Below are 19,586 nucleotides of genomic sequence, written 5' to 3' on the forward strand. Positions count from 1 at the left end.
TTTTATTGAATTTTAAACAGGGTTTTTTAAATAAAGCCGGCTGGGGGCCAAAGGTTTGCCTTTTTTAGCCGCCAAACTGACTAAACATAAAAAAAAGCAATCTATCATGAAAAAAGCATTCTTTTTACTTCACTTTCTGACAGTGGTCGGCATGACCACAGCCACTTCAGCCTTTGCCCAAACAGACCCGCCTAAGGGAATTATTTCAGGCAACATTACGGACGAAAAAAAACAGCCTGCAGCCTATGCTACCGTAAGCTTGCTCAGGGCAAAAGACTCTGTATCCATAAAAGGGTCGCTTACAGGTGATGATGGTCTGTTTAGTTTCGATAAAATACCGCCGGGCAGTTATCTTGTCAGTATTACGGAGATCGGATATTACAAAAAAATAATCGGGCCATTTATCATTCAGCCGTCCCAGGAAATTTGTTCGGTCGGTAATATCCTACTTCAAAAAAATATAAAAGAACTCAAAGAAGTAACGGTCGTTACACAAAAACCTTTGGTTGAACGCCAGGTCGATAAAACGGTACTTAATATTGCCAACAGTGCCCTGGCGACTGGCAATTCCGCCCTTGAGATACTTCAAAAAGCGCCGGGGGTATCCGTTGACAAGGACGGGAATGTGAGTTTACGCGGAAAAAAGGGAGTTGCCCTAATGCTGGACGGTAAGCCGACTTATCTGTCGGCAGACCAGTTGATGAGCTTATTGAGATCGACAGAAGGAAATGCTATCCAAACGATTGAGTTAATTACTAACCCATCTTCGAAGTATGACGCTGCAGGAAATTCCGGCATTATTAATATCAGGTTGAAGAAAAATAAAATGTTCGGAACAAACGGCTCTTTAACAGCGGGGGCTGGCTACGGCAGTTATTATAAGAGCAGCGCGGGTATTACGCTGAATCACCGGGAAAAGACATTTAACATATTTGGGAACTACAATTTTTCCAACAATAAAACATTTGACGATCTGGATGTAGACCGTATCAATGCTGCGAGTACGGGTAACACTTATTTTAATCAAGTCAGTAAGACGATCCGAAAAAGGACGAACAATAGTTATAAAATAGGATTGGATTATTTTATAAACAATAAAAATACCCTGGGCTTCGCCGTTAACGGGTATGTCAATAACGGGAATACGTCGACTTTAAATAATACGCTGATTGGCAGCAGCCCGGCCCAGACAGATTCTTCGGTTCTGGCTGAAAACCCCGGTAAAAATCGTTTTTCCGGAATTTCCTATAATTTGAATTATAACGCGGTACTGGATTCCCTTGGCCAGGAATTGTCTTTGGACCTTGACTTCTCAAAATTTAACAGCTCCGTCCAGAATGTTTATAATAATAACTTTTTGGATGGTTCCGGTCAGGCCTATAAACCTTCCTCTATCTTTAGGAATTCAGCCCCCTCTGTAATCAAGGTATGGGCGGGGAAATTAGATTATACCTATCTTTTTAATCCCAAATTAAAATTGGAGACGGGCGCCAAGAGCAGTTATGTTAGTACGGATAACGACTTTCGATTCGAAAACCTGATTGATGGCGCGTACCGGAATGACGAAACCAGAAGTAACTACTTTGTATATCAGGAGAATATCAATGCCCTTTATGCAAACTTGCGTAAGGAATTTAAAGCAACTACGGTTCAGGTCGGTTTGAGAGCAGAGCAGACAAATTCGAAGGGCAATTCGATTACAGAAAACAAGATTGTCGACAGGCATTACCTGAACCTGTTTCCAACCTTATTTATTAATCAAGTCTTATCCAAGAACAATGAAATGGGCTTTTCTTATAGCCGAAGGATAGACCGGCCGGATTACCAGTCATTAAATCCGTTCATTTACTTTATTGATTTTTACACATTTTTAGAAGGCAATCCATTTTTGAATCCTCAGTATACGAATTCGTTTGAATTGTCATATTCCTATAAGAAACGGCTGAATGTCAGCTTAGGATATAGCCATACCACAGGCGTTATTACCCAGGTGTTACTAACCGATACCGTTAAAAAAACACTTTTTCAGACAACGCAGAATTTAGCCCAGCAGAGCTTTTATAGTTTAAATATAAATTATCCGTTAAACCTGGCTTCCTGGTGGACGGTTAACAATAATTTAGCGGTATATTATAATGATTTTAAGTCTCCGAACCTGCTGGGGGCTCCTTATCACAGCGGAAAATTAGCATATCAGTATAACATGAATCAGACGATCAGTATCAATACTGCTACCCGAGTAGAATTATCCGGCAATTATCAGTCTGCGCAGGTTTATGGAACGTACGCGGTTAAACCAATGTATGTTGTCGACCTGGGTATCAGTAGATCTTTTGCCGATAACAAAGCCAATATCAAGATTGCTGCCAATGATATTTTTAATATTAGAAAAATGCGGATCAGTAGTGCGATCCCGACACAGAATTATAAGTTGTTCGAGAAAGAGGAATCCCAGGTATTTAGACTGGCTTTCAGCTATCGGTTCGGCAGTAATGAAGTCAAAGGAGCCAATCAACGGGTAAAAGGTTCCTCTTCGGAAGAAAACAGGGTTAGAAAAGGTAATTGATGCACTTGGTTGGGTTATTCAAGTGTTTTAACGGCTGTTGGCCGAGCGGCCTTATTTTATTAAAACCAGCAAGAAAACGAGATTCAAATGATTAGTTATAATTTTTTTTCCAGGGTGATGCTGCGTACACCGGCTCTAAGTTTTGATGATTATTCCCTGTCCCTGTTGAATTCGACGTTATCGCTTCCTGCTTTCCGGGCAGGCATTTATCTGGCCAGCCCGATTCTGTTCGATCAGTTGGAAAAGCGGAATTTCGATATCAATTTGCTCAAAAAAAAAGAGGTTAATACCTTAAAAAAGTACTTTAACCGTATGTCATTCAGGGCTACACCTTTCGGTATGTTTTCAGCGGTAGGCATGGTTAGTTGGGTGACGGAACAAATGCCAATCATATTTGATCAGGCCGACATAGCTGTTCATCTAAGTGCCGATTTTGAGTTTGAACTAAAGTTGTCCGGATGGTTATTGAAGGGGGAATTAGCCGGATCGGATAAGTGGTATCCTAACAACACGCTCTATAGTGTTGATAGCGAGCTTCGTTATGTAAAAACTATCCGGCAGGATAAAGCGTCCAGGTTTGATTTTTTTCTGGAATCTTTCAGGCCCGATCAGCTTTTCCGCGATTTGGCTGGTTATTGTACTACAGCCAAAACGAGGTCTTCCATTATCAACTACATTATTGAAGTTACTGGTTGCAGTCAGGAGGATGCACAGGCCTATTTTAATCTTTTATGTGACAGACAGATTTTTATTAGTAATTATGGCCCAAGCCTTTCGGGTAAAGGATATTTACGATCCTTAATTGACAGCGTGGGAAAGCATGCTTGGTCCGATCCTTTTATCGCTGAACTGATTCAGGAAATCGAGGCGTTAAGGAATCATAGATCTGTAGACGCGGAATCCCTGAAACATGTTGACCATAACCTGGATAAACTGGTCGAAAATCCAAATTTATCCAAAGCAGCAAGTAATGTCAATGCTTTGATGGAAATCCAGTCAGTAGACGGTGGACTTGCTGATGGATATCAACAGCATATTGCCGATGGCATTTATGCTTTGAATAAACTTCTTCCTTACCAGCCTGTTGGCGGCACTGCGGATTTTGTAAGGAATTTTAAAGAAAGGTTTGAGTTGCAGGAAGTTCCTTTGCTTACCGCTTTAGATCCGGATATTGGTATAGGGCATGATTTTTTGGTGTCTTCCGTACATGGCGTCAGCTTGGTAAAAGATATCGGTTTTGAAGAAATAGAGCAGGCCGACCCATCTTTGCCCTGGTCGTCAACCCATGTCCTTCTGATGAAGAAATGGGTTTCAACCCATGGAAATCCGGTTTCGGAAATCGTTTTGGAAGAACCGGAGCTGCATGCGCTATCGGGCAACGAAGAGTGTAGATTGCCTGAGGCAATGAGTGTCATCTTCAAATTGCCGGATGGAAAGCTGTATATGGAATCCGCCGGCGGCATAAACCCGGCATCACTCATTGGCAGGTACACCAGGTTGTGTCCGGATATTAAATCGCTGGCACTGGAAATCGCCTGTAAACTTCAAAATAATTATCCTGATTGTGTTTTCGCAGAAATCCTCCATGTAAGCGATGCGAAATTGGACGATATCAACCAGCGGGAACACATCTGGCATTATGAGATTCCGTTAACAGCGCAATCCACTTTACCGGAAGATCGTATTATCCCATTATCGGATATTATGGTATCCGTAGATAACGATACCGTTATGTTACGGTCTCGCCGGCTTAATAAAATCATTATGCCCCGCTTGTCTACGGCTTTTAATTATTCTAAAAGCAGCCTGCCTCTTTTTAGGTTTCTGTGCGACCTCCAATACCAAGGCGTTAAAAGCAACCTGACGCTGGATATGGCACTTTTTTTCCCGGGGCTGGCATATTATCCCAGAGTATCTTACAAAGGAGTCATCCTGTCTCTGGCCACCTGGAAGGTCAATGCTGGTGACATCAAAAAGGTATTGGAAAGCGACAAAATAAACCAGTATCGGAATTTCCTGATTTGGGCCGAACATAACCGACTCCCCCAATCTTTCTCCCTGGTTCACCATGATCAGCAATTGATTTTTAATACACACCATGAAGATGAAATAGTGTTCTTTTTGGATTGTATCGCGAAGCAGCCATTTTTTGTGCTGAAGGAAAATATCAGCAGCAGTTCATCAGGACAGTTCGTTATGGATAAACAGGGCAGGCAATACAACAGCCAGTTTATCACCTTTATGTATAATAATGCGCCCCGTAAGCCAAGTGAACTACAGGTAACGCAACAGGCAATTCCCGAAAAAAGCAGGCTTTTTGTCCCCGGTAGTGAATGGCTATATATTAAGATTTACTGCCAGCCTTCCATGTCAAACCGTTTGCTTAAAACTTTTCTGAGCAGTATTTTAGCGGGCGTTGGCAACGAAAATATGATATGGTTTTTTGTTCGCTACCGGGACCCCGGTTACCATATCAGGCTTAGAATCCGATTGCCTGAAAGTGAAATTGGTGAAGCGATAGCCCTATTTAAGAAGAAACTCACTAAGGTCATTCGTGAGGGCCTAATCAGCGATTATCAATTTGATACCTATAAAAGAGAATTGGAACGCTATGGTTATAAAAAGATCGACCGGGTCGAGCTTTTCTTTTGTGAAAGCAGTAATCTTATCCTGAAATTTATAAAACACGATCTGGACGCTTTCTCAAATTGGGGGTACAGCAGTTTGGCTTTCAGGTCCGTTAATGACCTGCTCACCTGCGCATATCAGGATATAAGGGACCGGGATTATTTTGTCCAAAAAATTTATTGTGCTTATTTTAACGAGTTTAAAAATGCTGGCCTTAAAACAGACCTGGATAGCAAATACAGGAATTTAAGACCTATGCTTAGCGAATTGCTTACAGATGATTCTTTTTACAACCTACACAGATCAGATAAGGCCTTCGCAACATTGAAAAAGTCGTTTATAAAGTTGCTGAATTTCAGTAAAAATGAAAGCAGGGAAGTCAGAGAACGTCTTTTGGGCGACATTCTGCATATGCATCTTAACAGAATATTTACGGAACAGCCGCGTAAACAGGAATTGGTATTATATTATTGCCTGCATAAATATAATCAATCAGAGATAGCAAAAAACGGGTTGAAATCGGCCGGAAAAATATTTTAGCTGACAGCGTATATTTATGATTATTAGATAACTTATAAAATGAGAATAATAGCAATGCCTGCGTTGATGTATATTGTCAAAAGCGATAACCGCTTTTGACAATAAAATGCCGTTACCTGTAGTAACCTATCATCAGGCGCAACCGACTGATGATAGGCGTTTATAAACAGAGTAAATTGATTTTTTGTTAAATTATAATACTCTTTTAATCAGAGATTTAGATGTTTGTGCGTTGGCGAATATCCCGGTTATAGTAACGGTCGATGATGTTGGGTCTGTATCTCCTGAATATTGTTGATGACCCGAGTTTTCAAATTTAAACAGCGTTTTTGACTGGAGGTTCCGGATAGATTTTGATATCTTGTTCATGGGTAATTTTTTATTTACCCTAAGCTATTATTAATAATAATACTGGTTGAGTTTATTACGTAAAATGCATTTTTTGATATTTATAATAGCATATTAGAATGGTATATGATTTTTAAGAATTTTAATCCCGTCCTGATTTTTAAGCACACGCTGGCTTGGTTATTATTTGTTATTTACGAAGTATCATTCATCGTGATCACGACTGGAAAAGTAAACGGCGGCTTTTTGAGCTTCTTTTCCTATTACATTGTTAATGTTTCTTTTTTCTACTTTAATGCCTCTGTCGTACTTCCTTCCAAAAAGAATTTGGGAAATGCTAGAATGATCTTTTTAGCGGCGGGCATAATGCTGGAATTGTCTATTTATGTAATTATTATGCTCTCATTGGGTAAAGTGCTGGATTGTGTGAAAACCGGAGCCTCGATCTTTACTCCATTCGTGATTAATAAAATAATATTAGTCAAGTATATTTGGAGAGGGCTTTATTTTCTCGGTTTTAGTACTGCATATTACAGCATGCTTTCCGCTATTGAGCAGAGAAAGAAGATCAACGAACTGGAGCGTAGAAACCTGATCAATCAAAAGGAAAAGGTCGAACTGGAAAGAAACCTGACTCTCGCTGATAATGCTTATCTCAGGTCACAGATCAACCCCCATCTTTTATTTAATTCCTTAAACTTCATTTACAATTCGATTCACGAAATTTCTCCCAAGGCATCAGAAACTGTAATTCTGCTGGCTGATATCATGCGGTATTCTTTGAGTGAAATGGATGAAGACGGCAAGGTAGAAATGGAAAAGGAAATAAGTCATATTTCAAACCTGTTGAAAATAAATCAAATTAGATTTAATAATAAACTGCAGTTGGAATTGGTGCTCGACGGTGATTTTAAAAATCTCAAGATCTTACCTTTGTCATTGCTTACGTTGGTCGAAAATGTTTATAAACACGGTGATTTGACAGATTCCCGGGTTCCTGGTAAAATCATCATTTCCTACGATCGCGGCGTTTTTCATATGATTACACAAAATAAAACAAGAAAGTATTCACTGGACAAAGGAAACGGTATCGGATTAATAAACTTAAAGACAAGGCTTAATAATTTCCATAATAACAAATTTAGTTTTGAGGCGGCAGATGACGGCGAGCTTTTTATTACTGATCTGAAAATTTTTTACCAATAGTTATGATGAATTGTTATGTTGTGGACGATGAAAATCATTCAATTGATATCATGTCCAGATATATATTAAAAACACCAGGGTTGCTTTTAGCTGGCGTAGCTGATAATCCGGTAACTGCACTGGGGGTGATTAACAATGCTGAAGAGAAACCCGATGTTATATTCGTGGATATTGAAATGTCCCAGTTTTCCGGTATAACATTTTCAGAGATGGTTGATAGGTCTATGCCGGTAGTTTTTATTACCGCTTCCCCGGATTATGCTATTCAGGCGTTCGAAAGAAATGCTTACGATTATTTGCTAAAACCGATTACTTATGAAAGATTTCTAAAATCAATTGAAAAAGTTAAAGATCGGTGGAACGGTAGGGCGAGCATCAAGGAAAATAACGATGATTTCTATGTCAAGTGTGATATCAAAGGGAAAGTGGTACGCATAGAGAAAGCTGATATTATATATGTGGAGTCTCTGAATAATTATGTCATGATTCACACGATTGAAAAAAAACATATTACTTACCTTAGTATGAAAGAAATTGAATCATACCTGCCGGCAAGCGAGTTTCTGAGAATTCATAAATCTTATATTATAAACCTGAAAAAAATTATATCCGTGGAAGGCAATATGGTCGTACTTCGTGGGAATCATTCGGTGATTTTGGGAACCAAATATAGAACGTTATTTTTTGAGGCGCTAAAGCACAAGTTACTCGCCAGCAAAAGAGGCGTAATTGAAAGATAAGTCTGTGCCCGTTCGGATATTTTGGCGGATTTAATTATCTTTCCTACCTGCTGATACTGTGTTTCCCTGGCTTTTATCGTTTATCTACGCCAACGGCTGTTTGGTGTAAAAAACTGTAAAAGTTTCCTGCATTTTCAAATATTTGTATTAACTAATAAGCAAGCCCATTCATTATTTTAAACTCACATCATTAATGCGACTATTTTGATAGCTTGCCATATTTAAGGCTCTTAAAAGTAACACTGTTTCACGTTTAAAAAAGGCCCTGCAGTCGAAAAACGCCCTGTTAAATTATTGGTAAGATGATGGTGTTGTCAAAATAATGAAAAGCTATTCGGGTAATTATATTAACAAAAAAAATTACATGATCAATTGTATTGTAATAGACGATGAACCGCACGCAATAGAAATTTTAAAAGGTTTTATTCAAAAAACGCCGGAATTGAACTTTTTAAAGTCTTTTGAAAACCCTCTGGAGGCTATAGAATATGTGACCAATAGTGAAACAAGCATCCATATTTCCTTTGCCGATGTGGATATGCCGCAAATTTCCGGAATTGAGCTTGCCGGGATTGTCAAAAAATATACATCTGTCATTATTACAACCGCTTTTACAGACTATGCATTCAGCGCCTTTGAAAAAGATGTTTACGACTACTTGTTAAAACCAATGACCTATGAACGATTTTTAAAATCGGTCAATAAGGTCATGGATAAAATTCGATTGGTAGCGAGTAGCAGCGAAGCTAAACCCGATTACTGTTACCTGAAATGCGAGTCTAAAAGCAAAAAAGTGAGAATTAAATTTGATGAAATCTATTACGTAGAATCCCTGAAAAATTACATTATAGTATATCTGCAATACGAGAAACATATTACTTATCTGACCATGAAAGAAATGGAAGAAAATCTTCCGGCAGCTATTTTTTCCAGGGTACACAAATCATTCCTGGTCAACCATGAAAAGATCAGGTTTATCGATGGAAACCAGATTGTCCTTACTGACGGGCGTTCTGTTGTTATGGGGCTCACTTATAAAGAGCATATATTTAACAAAATTAACCTTATCATCAGCAAAAGGCAAAGTGAATAGCTTATGTCGGGAATCGTAACTTGAAAATTTATCGTGGTATATGTGGCGGGAAGAAAATAACAAATTATTCAAAGCATTCGAGTTCGAAGATTTCTCCGAAGCTTTTGCCTTCATAATCCGGGTTGGATTTTTGGCAGAATCCGATAATCATCATCCACAAATATTTAACGATTGGAATAAAGTTCATGTTTGGCTAACGACGCATGATCAGGGAAATATAATAACAGACAAAGATATTTCCATGGCTTCAAGGATCGATAAGTTAATTAAGAGCGGGCAATAGCTGCGGCAAGGGACGTGGAAAGATCTTATCTTAAAGCCCTGGATTACTCAATGTGCCAGCCGATTATGGAGAAAGATATTGGTGTTTGAATCCTTTACAAGAAGAAGTTAAGGGTTCGTAATCGGCGAAGGAGATAATTCGGGCAAGATTTAAGGAACGGCAGGGATGGCAGCTTTATCCCCGAAATGGGAGAGGTTTTAGATTGGATAGTCAATGATTATTGTTTATTATAGTTACATTAACGGTTCGTCGTTTTCGGTAGCCAGCCTTGGAAAATATGGTTTCCCGCAGAGCTATTTGAAACGCCTGCTGCGCTTCAGGAACGATCGTGATGCACTGTTATCAATTCATGGACGGCTACTGCTGAAAAATATCCTGAATAACGAATTTCATTTTCAGCTTGACTTTGAATCTATTGTTTATAATCGGTTTGGAAAGCCTTTTATAAACAAAACCAATTTCGATTTCAGTATTTCGCATGCTAGTGGTGTCGTTGTCTGCGCTGTTTCTGATGAGGGCCTGGTGGGGGTTGATCTGGAAAGGGTCGATGAAGTTATTCTAGCCGATTATAGAGATCAGATGACTGATTTCGAATGGACTACTGTGGTCAGCTCGCCTGCGAGCGACGCATTTTTTAATTACTGGACCCAAAAAGAATCTGTCCTGAAGGCTGCCGGAACGGGACTGAGCACTGATTTAAAATCGTTTGAAATAATCTCCGGGAAAACAGTTGTCGATGATAGCAAATGGTTTGTATTACCGATAGAACTGCGGGCGGGTTATGTGTGTCACCTGGCTGGTAACAGCGACTTCGACTCAGAGACCTTGACGTTAAGGGAAGTTGGTTTCAACGACTATTTTTGACAATGTGGTGGTAAACTGGATATTCCGTAAGGCTTGACCATGTTGTTCCGTGCTTTTTAGAGCAACACCAACAATCCGTTTCAAGGGCTACTATAACAAGCCCTTATGCAGCATCTGCGCCAACCAGGCCACCTGGCTGCCGCTTTGCGGAAATTTACCAAAAACGAGTACTTCCTGCTCAAAACTTTTGAAGGCAGCATTCAATGTTTCCGACAAAAAATCAATGTCTTCCTTTGTCAATTCGCCGATATCTTTGTTTTCGATGCCCCATTCGATGATCTGCCTGACAATGGCAATCTCTTTTTCGTCAAATCTTCTGAATTTGAACATAAACCCTATAGGATCTAAACGCAGGTCATCGATGGCTAACTTATACTTTGAGACAATATGACGGAGGTTCTTTAATTTGGTGATATTAAAAGATTCGATATTAGCCGAAAAAGAGCGTCTTTTACTTATCGTAGCTTCACTCTCTGCTAAACAATTAAAAAAAAGCTTCTCGCATACCGCATCCAGCACCTCCTCCTTATTTTTAAAGTAATGGTATATCGTGCTTCGGCCTTTCTTACACTCATTAGAAATATCCTGCATGGAAACCCTGAGATAACCATAACGCTCAAATACCGCGTCAGACCTTACTTTTTTGCCTCGCGTTAACTATGTATGACATGATTGTCGATATAGCTCTCAGTAATATAATTGTTCCGGCAGCGATGAGTAATAGTTTACCGATGATTTGCCTGAGCGTATTGGTAACACGGTGAGATGATCGTCTACTAAAGACTCTTTGAAGAATTAGATTGATCTTTTTGATCTTTAAAAGTGTACAAGCGAGGCATCCAATCCACATCATTAAAAAGAATATCAGTAAACCATTAAGTCCATTGTTTTTAAACCAGGTTATCAAGGAAGTAATAAAAAGATTGAAAAAGAGGACAAACGCTACCAGCATGAATGAAAGGACTTTTCCTGTTGAGCATATTATGGATAACACTGCCTGGAGCCATGGTAAATAATGTGATACGACAGCATTCCAGAATTCGGGCGGAAGCAAAAATAAAATGATAAGGGCGGCTTTGTTTTTATTCATTTGTGATAATGATAACATCAAATATGCATATGGCTCGGTCTATTTGCAAAAACTAACATATGAGGAGTTTCAATTACAGCTTAGGCATTCATTATCAAGAGGGAAATACACAATATGCGAATAAATTGACATAAAAAGGCTAATGCGTGATTATCTAATTATATTTAATCATTCTAAATAGTCACATTTCTTATTGACACACTTAGTTGTATAAAGCATGTGTTATAATAATCTTCTATCCCAAATATGAGATATACTTATTTTTGAGTTAATTACCCACCTATGAGCGTAACATATTTTAAACCGCGTGACCGACTAGTTTATGCCGTACTCTTTAGCGCATCGAGTTGTGTTCGCTATTTATAAAAATGATCACTAAAATTCTATAAATTACCATGGCCAAAGTGTTGCCGAATGGATTATAAGATATTTTAGAACGAATTGATTAATGGCCCCAGAATATTTATTACAAATTAATTGTGAAAATACTGATCATAGAAGACGAAGTTCGTATAGCCTCGTTGGTACAGCAGGGACTGGAAGAACAAGGGCACCAGACAGTTATTGCCCACGATGGCCTAAACGGTAAAAAGTTGGCCCTCCAAAAAGATTATGATCTGGTGATCAGTGATATTATTTTACCCGGCCTGAATGGGATCGAAGTATGCCGCGAAATTCGTTCAGCAAAACCGGATATGGCCGTTATCCTGCTTACTGCCCTGGGTACAACTGACGATAAGGTGGATGGTTTTGATGCCGGAGCAGATGACTATTTGGTAAAGCCGTTTGATTTTCGGGAATTGCTGGTACGTATCCGGGCAGTAATGAACCGCAAAGGCGGCACAAGCATTGCCAAATCTGACATTTTAAAATACGCCGATCTGGAATTAAACAACCAAACCAAAATAGTGAGTCGTTCGGGTAAGGAGATAAACCTTACCCCAAAAGAATTGAAGCTGTTAGAATACATGATGCAAAACAGCGAACGGGTTTTATCCAGGGCAGAGATTGCGGAAAAAGTATGGGACACCCATTTTGATACGGGTACAAACTTTATTGATGTATATATCAATTACCTGCGTAAGAAAATAGATAGAGACTTTACCGTCAAGCTCATCCACACCAAACCTGGTTTGGGCTTCATTTTTAAAGAAGAGGCATGACGATACGTAATAAACTCACTTTGTTGTTTACCTCCATCATCGCGGCCTTATTACTGGCCTTTGCATTGGTGGTCTATTTTTCCTTTTCAAAAAATAGGGAGGATGAGTACTACAGTTCTCTGCGTCACACTGCCATCAATAAAGCGAACCTGTTGCTGGATGCCAAAGTTGCGCCTGCCGTTTTACAACTGATCTACCGTAACTCGGAAAACTCTTTATTCGAAGAAGAAGTCGCCATCTATGATACATCCTTTCGTTTATTATATCATGATGCGGTGAATATTGATCAGGTAAAGGAAACCCGGCAAATGATAGAGGAAATTGTCCAAAAAAAGGAGATCAGGTTTTATCAGGGAGAAATGCAGGTTGTCGGTATTTTTTACCGTCACCATAACCAGAATTATGTGGTCACGGCGATAGCCAATGATCAAGGGGGATATATAAAACTTCGCAACCTGAAATATACCCTGATCATGTCTTTTTTTGTAGCGGTATTCCTGATCTATATAGCGGGGCACGTTTTTTCAAGTAAAGCCTTAAAACCGGTCTCCGATATGGTGGATAAGGTAGAGGAAATAACGGCTACCAATTTGGACCTGCGTATCGATACCGGAAAAGAAAAAGATGAAATCAGCGAACTGGCGGTTACTTTCAACGAAATGCTGAACCGGCTGGAAAAATCTTTTGATGCTCAAAAGGAGTTTGTATCCAATATTTCGCATGAATTAAGAACGCCGTTGACCGCCATGCTGACTGAATTACAGGTTGCGGTTGAAAAAGAGCGTAGCAACGAAACCTATAAGGCATCAATACAACACGCAATCAGTGATGCGCAGAAACTGGTGCGCTTGTCCAACAGCCTGCTCGATCTAGCCAAAGCTAGTTACGACCACACCGAGATCAGTTTTAAAGAGTTGCGGCTGGACGAAGTGATGCTGGATGCCCGGAATGATGCCCTGCATGACCAGCCGAACTGCAAGATTAATATCTTATTTGAAGGTGAAATGGACGATGATAATGATGTTTCTGTCAGCGGAAATGAATACCTGTTAAAGGTAGCTTTTATGAACCTGATGGAGAACGGGTGTAAGTTTTCAGCGAACCGGGAGGTCTCTGTAGCGATCTCTTATTTTAAAGATAAATCCATTCTGCATTTTCGGGATAAGGGTATCGGGATAGCTGAGCTGGAATTACAGCACATCTTTGATGCCTTTTACCGGGGGGCCAACCAGCAATTCGCGGGAGGGAATGGCATCGGGCTATCGCTTACTAAAAAGATCATAGAGTTACACAAAGGAAGTATCTCGGTATCTTCCGGTATTAATGAGGGAACAACGTTTACCATTGAGCTGCCTCACTTATAAAGTATTATTTACCCCAATGCCATTGCATGGCATAATTCTAATGGATTTCTAATTTTTTTCTAATACTCCTCTAACAGCTTGCTGAAAACAGGCCATCTACCTTTGCACCGTTCATAATTGCTGTCTCCGGCAGTTGTTAAGTATTGATTAAAAGCAAAGGTCGTCATGAAAAAAAATCTATTCTTCTTAATAGGACTTACCACCAGTATGTGCCTGGTGGCTGCCTGCCACGGGCCGGAAAAAGCCAAAGAAACAAGCGATTACACCTTATCGGGCGATACGATCCTGGTAACACCAAATTCTAAACTGGAGGGCAAGCTGAAAAACGAAGTGGTTAAAGAGCAATCTTACCGCTTGCAGCTATTAACAGCTGGCACGGTAAAAGCTATCCCAACTCAATATGCCGAGATCGCGCCGCCATTTTCGGGCCGGATCGCCAAATCCTATCTAAAGCTGGGGATGCGTACCACCCCGGAAACACCTTTATTTGAAGTGAGTTCTCCGGACTTTATTACCGCTCAAAAGATCTTTTTCCAGGAAAAGTCACAGTTGCAACTGGCCGAAAAAACTCTGAAAAGACAACAGGACCTGACTGCGCATGGTGTGGGTACACAAAAAGATATGGAAGAAGCCAAAACCGCTTATGAGGTAGAGAAAAAGGAATACGAGAACGCGGTGATCGGCATTAAAATCTTTAAAGCCGACCCTGACCAACTGGTACTGGGCCAACCGCTGGTGGTGCGCTCACCAATTGCCGGTCAGGTGATCGAAAACAAGGTGGTACTTGGGCAATTTATCAAAAACGACGCAACCAGTGTAGCAACCGTAGCCGAACTATCCAAAGTTTGGGTAGCCGGGCAAATCAAGGAAAAGGATATCCGCTTTATCCACGAGTTGGACGAATGTTCTATTCAGATAGCTGCCTTGCCCGAAAAGCAAGTTAAAGGCAAAGTGTATCATGTGAATGATATGGTAGATGAGGATACACGCAGCGTACAGGTACTGATAGAATGTAATAATGCAGACCGTACGTTAAAACCGGGTATGTATGTTACTGTAGATTTTGACAATGCCCCCTCACAGGTTATCCTGATTCCTACCACAGCCGTATTGCAAATGAACGATGAGAGCTTTGTTTTTACTGAGCCGTCACCTGGAAAATATGTAAAACAAAAAATTGAAACAGCCAATACTGATCATAACCAAGTAGTGATCAAATCGGGCTTAAAACCAGGCGACCGGATACTGACCTCGGGTGGTTTTTACCTGTTAGACGCTAAATAAAATACAGCCATCATGAAGAAACTCATTTTTACCGCTATAAAAAAGCGCTGGCTTTTCGCTGCGTTATTTGTCCTGCTGGCCATATTTGGCTATTACTCCTGGACACAGCTATCCGTAGAGGCTTATCCTGATATTGCCGATGTTACCTCACAGGTAGTAACGCAGGTACCCGGCCTTGCTGCCGAAGAGGTGGAACAACAGATCACCATTCCTGTAGAAAGGGCATTGAACGGGATGCCGGGCATGCACGTGATGCGCAGCAAAAGTACGTTCGGTCTTTCTATCATCACCATAGTTTTTGAGGATGGTATTGAGGACTACTGGGCCAGGCAACGCATTACCGAGCGCCTGGGTGATGTCACCCTGCCTTATGGCGCGCAACCTGGGTTAGATCCGCTAACCTCACCCATCGGCGAGATCTATCGTTATATCATCGAAAGCAAAAACCATGACCTCCGGGAGATCACCGGCCTGCAAACCTGGACCATCATCCCTCGCATTAAGCAAGTGGCAGGTGTGGCTGACGTGACCAACTTTGGCGGGATCACCACGCAATACCAGTTGGAAGTTGATCCCGGTAAGCTGGAACAATACAAACTATCACTAACCGATATACAAACAGCTATCAATAATAACAATGCCAACGCGGGTGGCAGCGTGCTCACACGGGGCGATCTGGGCTACGTAGTACGGGGCATTGGCCTGGTGAAAACATTGGAGGGTTTGGGTAACGTTGTGGTTAAATCTGTAAATGGCGTACCTGTTTTTTTAAAGGACGTAGGTACTTTGAAATATGGTAACCTGGAACGCAAGGGTATTTTAGGTTATACAGATCGGAAGGTAAATTACAGTGAAGGCGATGAAGGCATTGTATTATTGTTAAAAGGTGAAAATCCATCAAAAGTATTGGAGGGTATTCATGCTGCCGTAGAAGACCTGAATAAAAATGTATTACCCGAAGGTGTGAGGATCCGACCATATATAGACCGCACCAGTTTGGTTGACACCACCCTGCATACCGTATCGCATACGCTGTTGGAGGGCATGACCCTGGTTATCATTGTGCTGATTGTTTTTTTGGGTAACTGGCGCGGTGCCTTGATCGTAGCTATTACTATTCTGCTGGCCTTATTGGTGGCCTTTATCCTGATGCACTTTACCCATATCCCGGCAAACCTGCTTTCGCTTGGCGCTATTGACTTTGGGATCATCGTAGACGGAGCCATTGTGATGATGGAAACCATTTTGAAAAAGCGGGAAGAAAGCCCAGCGGAAGAGCTACAGGAAACCACTATCGGACAAAGGGCGTTAGCTGTTGCCAAACCCATTTTGTTCTCCACAGTTATTATCATCACCGCATACCTGCCCCTGTTCTCTTTTGAAAGGGTAGAAAAGAAATTGTTTACACCAATGGCTTTCACGGTGGGTTTTGCATTATTGGGTGCATTGGCAGTTGCGTTGTTTCTGATACCAGGGCTGGCTTATGCCGTTTACCGGAAACCCCGGAAACTATTTCATAACAAATGGCTGGAAAAATTAACCACGGCTTATTTTGAAGGTGGTAAAAAGGTGATGAAAAAACCGCAGCAGGTTTTTATTCCTTTAGCTATTGCCTTAATAGGAGCAGTGATCCTTTCTATCACTGTAGGCAAGGATTTTTTACCCCCTTTAGATGAAGGCTCCATCTGGCTTCAGGTACAGCTTCCTCCAGGCGTATCCTTACAAAAGTCAAAGGAAATGAGTGATACGCTACGGCAGCATACCATGAAGTACAGCGAGGTAACCTATATGATGGTGCAGGCAGGCCGAAACGACGACGGCACCGATCCCTGGACAGCCTCACACTTTGAATGTAGCATAGGTATCAAGCCTTACAGCGAATGGAAAAACGGCAGGACAAAAGCCGACCTGATCAACGACCTGGCCAAAGAGTACGCAACCATGCCGGGTTATACGGTTGGGTTCAGTCAACCGATGATCGATGGCGTTATGGACAAAATTGCAGGCGCACACAGCGAGCTGGTGGTAAAAATATACGGGGAAGATTTTAAAGAGACCCGTCGTATTGCCGAAAATGTAATGACCACGATTAAAGGTATCAAAGGCGCTGCTGATGTGGCCATTGACCAGGAGCCACCATTGCCGCAATTACAGATCAGTGTTGACCGCGATGCCGTAGCCCGTTATGGTTTGAATGTAAGCGATGTATCAGAACTGATCGAGGTAGCTATCGGTGGTAAAGCCATATCACAGGTGTTTTCCGGCAATAAAGTTTATGATGTGATCTGCCGCTATAATGAAGAAAGCCGCAACACGCCCGAGAAAATTGCCAACCTGATGCTTACCTCTCAAACAGGTGCAAAAATCCCTTTATCGCAAATTGCAACCGTAAAAACGGCTACAGGCGAAAGCACCATTACCAGGGAGTTGAATAAGCGCCACCTTACTGTTAAACTCAATCTACGAGGCAATGATCTGACCGCTTTTTTAAACGAAGCACAAAGCAAAATTGAAAGCAACATCAAATACGATCACGATAAATATACCATCAAATGGGGTGGGCAATTTGAAAACCAGAACCGGGCTTATGCCAAGCTGATGGTAATTGTACCGCTGGTACTGGCCATCATGTTTTTATTGCTATATGGTGCATTCGGTAAATTCCGCCAGGCAGGATTGATCTTGTCTATTGTGCCACTGGCTTTATTTGGTGGTATGCTGGCATTGAACATCAGGGGTATGACACTGAATGTGTCTTCAGCAGTGGGTTTCATTGCCCTGTTTGGTGTAGCCATACAAAATGGCGTGATACTGATCTCGCACATTAACGATCTGCGAAAAAAAGGATACGATTTACTAAAAGCAGTTGTGGAGGGAGCTGAAGACCGTTTTCGGCCGGTATTGATGACAGCTACGGTTGCTGCATTGGGCCTGCTGCCCGCATCGCTGGCAACCGGCATTGGGTCAGATGTGCAACGGCCATTGGCTACAGTAATTGTATACGGATTGTTTGTAGCAACGGCCATTACTCTGTTTGTACTGCCCGCCCTGTATTACATGCTGGAAAATAAATGGGGAAAGGATGATTTTAAACCGGCAGAGCCTCAGAAATAACGTTATGAAAATTAAGAAACTCAATATCATATACCTGTTACTATTTGTCCTGATGATGAATGGAACAGCAACATTTGCACAACCAAGCAGTGATACCTCTTTTGTAAAGATCAAACTGCCACTTATACAGTTTTTAAGTTTGGTAGGAAAGCAGAACCTGGATTACCAGGCCCAAAAGTATAATGTAAGTATTTCCGAAGCGGGAATAGAATCCGCAAAGGTGTTTCCTGATCCGGAGCTATCTTTCGGGGCATTTGATAATCAGAATGCCAGTAAGAAACTTGGATACGGCTATAACGCCGGCCTGAGTACCACTTTGGAGCTGGGCGGAAAAAGAAGATCAAGGATAGATCTGGCTAAAAGCCAGGTGGAATTAAACAAAGCTATGCTGGAGGATTTTTTCCGTAACCTGCGGGCAGATGCGTCGTTAGCTTACTACACAGCCATACAGAACTTCTATATTTTCCAGGTTCAGAAAAACTCATGGGAGAATATGGACAAATTGGCCAAAGCTGATTCTATCCGTTTTAAGCTAGGTGCTATTACTGAAACCGATGCCCGGCAATCCAAACTGGAGTCAGGTACATTGAGGAATACCTTGTTCCAGAATGAAGCCGACTGGAAAACGGCCCTGGTACAACTCAACTTACTGACCGGAAAAGCCCATGCTGATACGCTGTTTATACCTTCAGGCGATTTTGATAAACTGGACAGGGGTTATTTATTGGGCAACCTGATTGCCAACGCGCAGAATAACAGGGCTGATCTGGTGGTAGCTTTAAACACCAAAACTGCTGCCGAAAAAAGCCTGCAACTGGTTAAGGCCAACCGGACAATTGACCTCGGCATTAACCTGGGAGGCACTTACAATGCGGCAGCCACCAATGAAATAGCACCAACCCCAGCTTATCGGAGTTTAAATGCTGGTCTGTCTATCCCGCTGAAATTCTCCAATCATTATAAAGGCGATATTAAAGCCGCACAGTACACCATCAAACAATCAGCGGTGCAATATGATCAGGTGCTACTGCAAATTCAAACGGAAGTAACCCAATCATGGATGAATTACAAGGCGGCCCAACAACAGGCCACGCAGTTTAAAAATGGTTTATTGACCGAAGCGCAAAAGGTGCTGGACGGGAAAATATACAGTTACAAAAGAGGAGAGACTTCGCTATTAGAAGTGTTGAATGCCCAACGTACCTATAATGATGTGCAGCAGAATTACTATCAATCCTTATTCAACTACGCCTCGGCCCTGATTACGCTGGAGCGCTCAGCTGGTATCTGGGATTTACAATAA

13 protein-coding genes and 1 pseudogene are annotated in these 19,586 nt (G+C 41.3%); 12 read left to right on the forward strand and 2 right to left on the reverse strand.

Features of this window, described 5'->3' with window-relative positions; translation table 11 throughout:
- Positions 1–106: 106 nt before the first annotated feature.
- The gene (locus J3L18_RS03045) at positions 107–2,566 is read left to right on the forward strand and encodes an outer membrane beta-barrel family protein (RefSeq protein WP_129568926.1); all 2,460 of its coding nucleotides are present in this window, start codon (positions 107–109) and stop codon (positions 2,564–2,566) included.
- A gap of 87 nt (positions 2,567–2,653) precedes the next feature.
- A complete protein-coding gene (locus tag J3L18_RS03050) occupies positions 2,654–5,734 on the forward strand; it encodes a lantibiotic dehydratase (protein ID WP_129568925.1) in 3,081 nt (1,026 codons plus the stop codon).
- A gap of 192 nt (positions 5,735–5,926) precedes the next feature.
- Here J3L18_RS03050 and J3L18_RS03055 read toward each other — a convergent pair whose 3' ends face one another.
- A complete protein-coding gene (locus J3L18_RS03055; protein WP_189549163.1) occupies positions 5,927–6,103 on the reverse strand; it encodes a hypothetical protein in 177 nt (58 codons plus the stop codon).
- 105 nt (positions 6,104–6,208) lie between these two features.
- On the opposite strand from J3L18_RS03055, the gene J3L18_RS03060 reads away from it, so the two are divergent.
- The 5 genes from J3L18_RS03060 (at position 6,209) to J3L18_RS03080 (ending at position 10,268) form a co-directional block, all read left to right on the forward strand.
- Positions 6,209–7,288 carry a sensor histidine kinase gene (locus J3L18_RS03060; RefSeq protein ID WP_129568924.1) on the forward strand — a complete coding sequence of 360 codons (1,080 nt, stop codon included), beginning with the start codon at positions 6,209–6,211 and terminating at the stop codon, positions 7,286–7,288.
- A 5-nt stretch (positions 7,289–7,293) separates the two neighbouring features.
- Positions 7,294–8,028 (forward strand): LytR/AlgR family response regulator transcription factor, encoded by a 735-nt coding sequence (locus tag J3L18_RS03065; RefSeq protein ID WP_223266143.1) that lies wholly within the window; start codon positions 7,294–7,296, stop codon positions 8,026–8,028.
- A 364-nt stretch (positions 8,029–8,392) separates the two neighbouring features.
- Positions 8,393–9,121: a LytR/AlgR family response regulator transcription factor gene (locus J3L18_RS03070; protein ID WP_189549159.1), complete on the forward strand. Its 729-nt coding sequence runs from the start codon at positions 8,393–8,395 to the stop codon at positions 9,119–9,121.
- Between the two features lie 40 nt (positions 9,122–9,161).
- Entirely contained in the window at positions 9,162–9,404 is a 243-nt protein-coding gene (locus J3L18_RS03075) for a 4a-hydroxytetrahydrobiopterin dehydratase (protein ID WP_129568921.1), read from the forward strand.
- Positions 9,405–9,617: 213 nt separating this feature from the next.
- Entirely contained in the window at positions 9,618–10,268 is a 651-nt protein-coding gene (locus J3L18_RS03080; RefSeq protein WP_129568920.1) for a 4'-phosphopantetheinyl transferase family protein, read from the forward strand.
- Between the two features lie 90 nt (positions 10,269–10,358).
- Here J3L18_RS03080 and J3L18_RS03085 read toward each other — a convergent pair.
- A pseudogene (locus tag J3L18_RS03085) lies at positions 10,359–10,883 on the reverse strand (TetR/AcrR family transcriptional regulator); the annotation flags it as partial.
- A gap of 954 nt (positions 10,884–11,837) precedes the next feature.
- Between J3L18_RS03085 and J3L18_RS03090 the strand changes: the two are divergent.
- From J3L18_RS03090 to J3L18_RS03110, 5 genes are all read left to right on the forward strand, one after another.
- A complete protein-coding gene (locus J3L18_RS03090) occupies positions 11,838–12,521 on the forward strand; it encodes a response regulator transcription factor (protein ID WP_129568918.1) in 684 nt (227 codons plus the stop codon).
- The gene (locus tag J3L18_RS03095) at positions 12,518–13,885 is read left to right on the forward strand and encodes a sensor histidine kinase (RefSeq protein ID WP_129568917.1); all 1,368 of its coding nucleotides are present in this window, start codon (positions 12,518–12,520) and stop codon (positions 13,883–13,885) included. The genes J3L18_RS03090 and J3L18_RS03095 overlap by 4 nt, the downstream gene beginning before the upstream one ends.
- Before the next feature lie 165 nt (positions 13,886–14,050).
- A complete protein-coding gene (locus J3L18_RS03100; protein WP_129568916.1) occupies positions 14,051–15,169 on the forward strand; it encodes an efflux RND transporter periplasmic adaptor subunit in 1,119 nt (372 codons plus the stop codon).
- A 12-nt stretch (positions 15,170–15,181) separates the two neighbouring features.
- On the forward strand, positions 15,182–18,283 hold the full coding sequence (locus J3L18_RS03105; protein WP_129568915.1) for an efflux RND transporter permease subunit: 3,102 nt from the start codon (positions 15,182–15,184) through the stop codon (positions 18,281–18,283).
- Between the two features lie 4 nt (positions 18,284–18,287).
- Positions 18,288–19,586, forward strand: a complete 1,299-nt coding sequence (locus J3L18_RS03110) for a TolC family protein (RefSeq protein ID WP_189549157.1) — start codon at positions 18,288–18,290, stop codon at positions 19,584–19,586.

It is taken from the genome of Mucilaginibacter gossypii (genome assembly GCF_017569325.2).
Lineage (GTDB): Bacteria > Bacteroidota > Bacteroidia > Sphingobacteriales > Sphingobacteriaceae > Mucilaginibacter > Mucilaginibacter gossypii.

What these genes read in the sequence shown, in the direction of transcription:
- J3L18_RS03095 (WP_129568917.1), top strand. Translation starts at nt 12,518, where the DNA reads ATGACGATACGTAATAAACTCACTTTGTTGTTTACCTCCATCATCGCG.
- J3L18_RS03105 (WP_129568915.1), top strand. Translation starts at nt 15,182, where the DNA reads ATGAAGAAACTCATTTTTACCGCTATAAAAAAGCGCTGGCTTTTCGCT.
- J3L18_RS03070 (WP_189549159.1), top strand. Translation starts at nt 8,393, where the DNA reads ATGATCAATTGTATTGTAATAGACGATGAACCGCACGCAATAGAAATT.
- J3L18_RS03060 (WP_129568924.1), top strand. Translation starts at nt 6,209, where the DNA reads ATGATTTTTAAGAATTTTAATCCCGTCCTGATTTTTAAGCACACGCTG.
- J3L18_RS03050 (WP_129568925.1), top strand. Translation starts at nt 2,654, where the DNA reads ATGATTAGTTATAATTTTTTTTCCAGGGTGATGCTGCGTACACCGGCT.
- J3L18_RS03065 (WP_223266143.1), top strand. Translation starts at nt 7,294, where the DNA reads ATGAATTGTTATGTTGTGGACGATGAAAATCATTCAATTGATATCATG.
- J3L18_RS03110 (WP_189549157.1), top strand. Translation starts at nt 18,288, where the DNA reads ATGAAAATTAAGAAACTCAATATCATATACCTGTTACTATTTGTCCTG.
- J3L18_RS03075 (WP_129568921.1), top strand. Translation starts at nt 9,162, where the DNA reads ATGTGGCGGGAAGAAAATAACAAATTATTCAAAGCATTCGAGTTCGAA.
- J3L18_RS03080 (WP_129568920.1), top strand. Translation starts at nt 9,618, where the DNA reads ATGATTATTGTTTATTATAGTTACATTAACGGTTCGTCGTTTTCGGTA.
- J3L18_RS03045 (WP_129568926.1), top strand. Translation starts at nt 107, where the DNA reads ATGAAAAAAGCATTCTTTTTACTTCACTTTCTGACAGTGGTCGGCATG.
- J3L18_RS03055 (WP_189549163.1), bottom strand. Translation starts at nt 6,103, where the DNA reads ATGAACAAGATATCAAAATCTATCCGGAACCTCCAGTCAAAAACGCTG.
- J3L18_RS03100 (WP_129568916.1), top strand. Translation starts at nt 14,051, where the DNA reads ATGAAAAAAAATCTATTCTTCTTAATAGGACTTACCACCAGTATGTGC.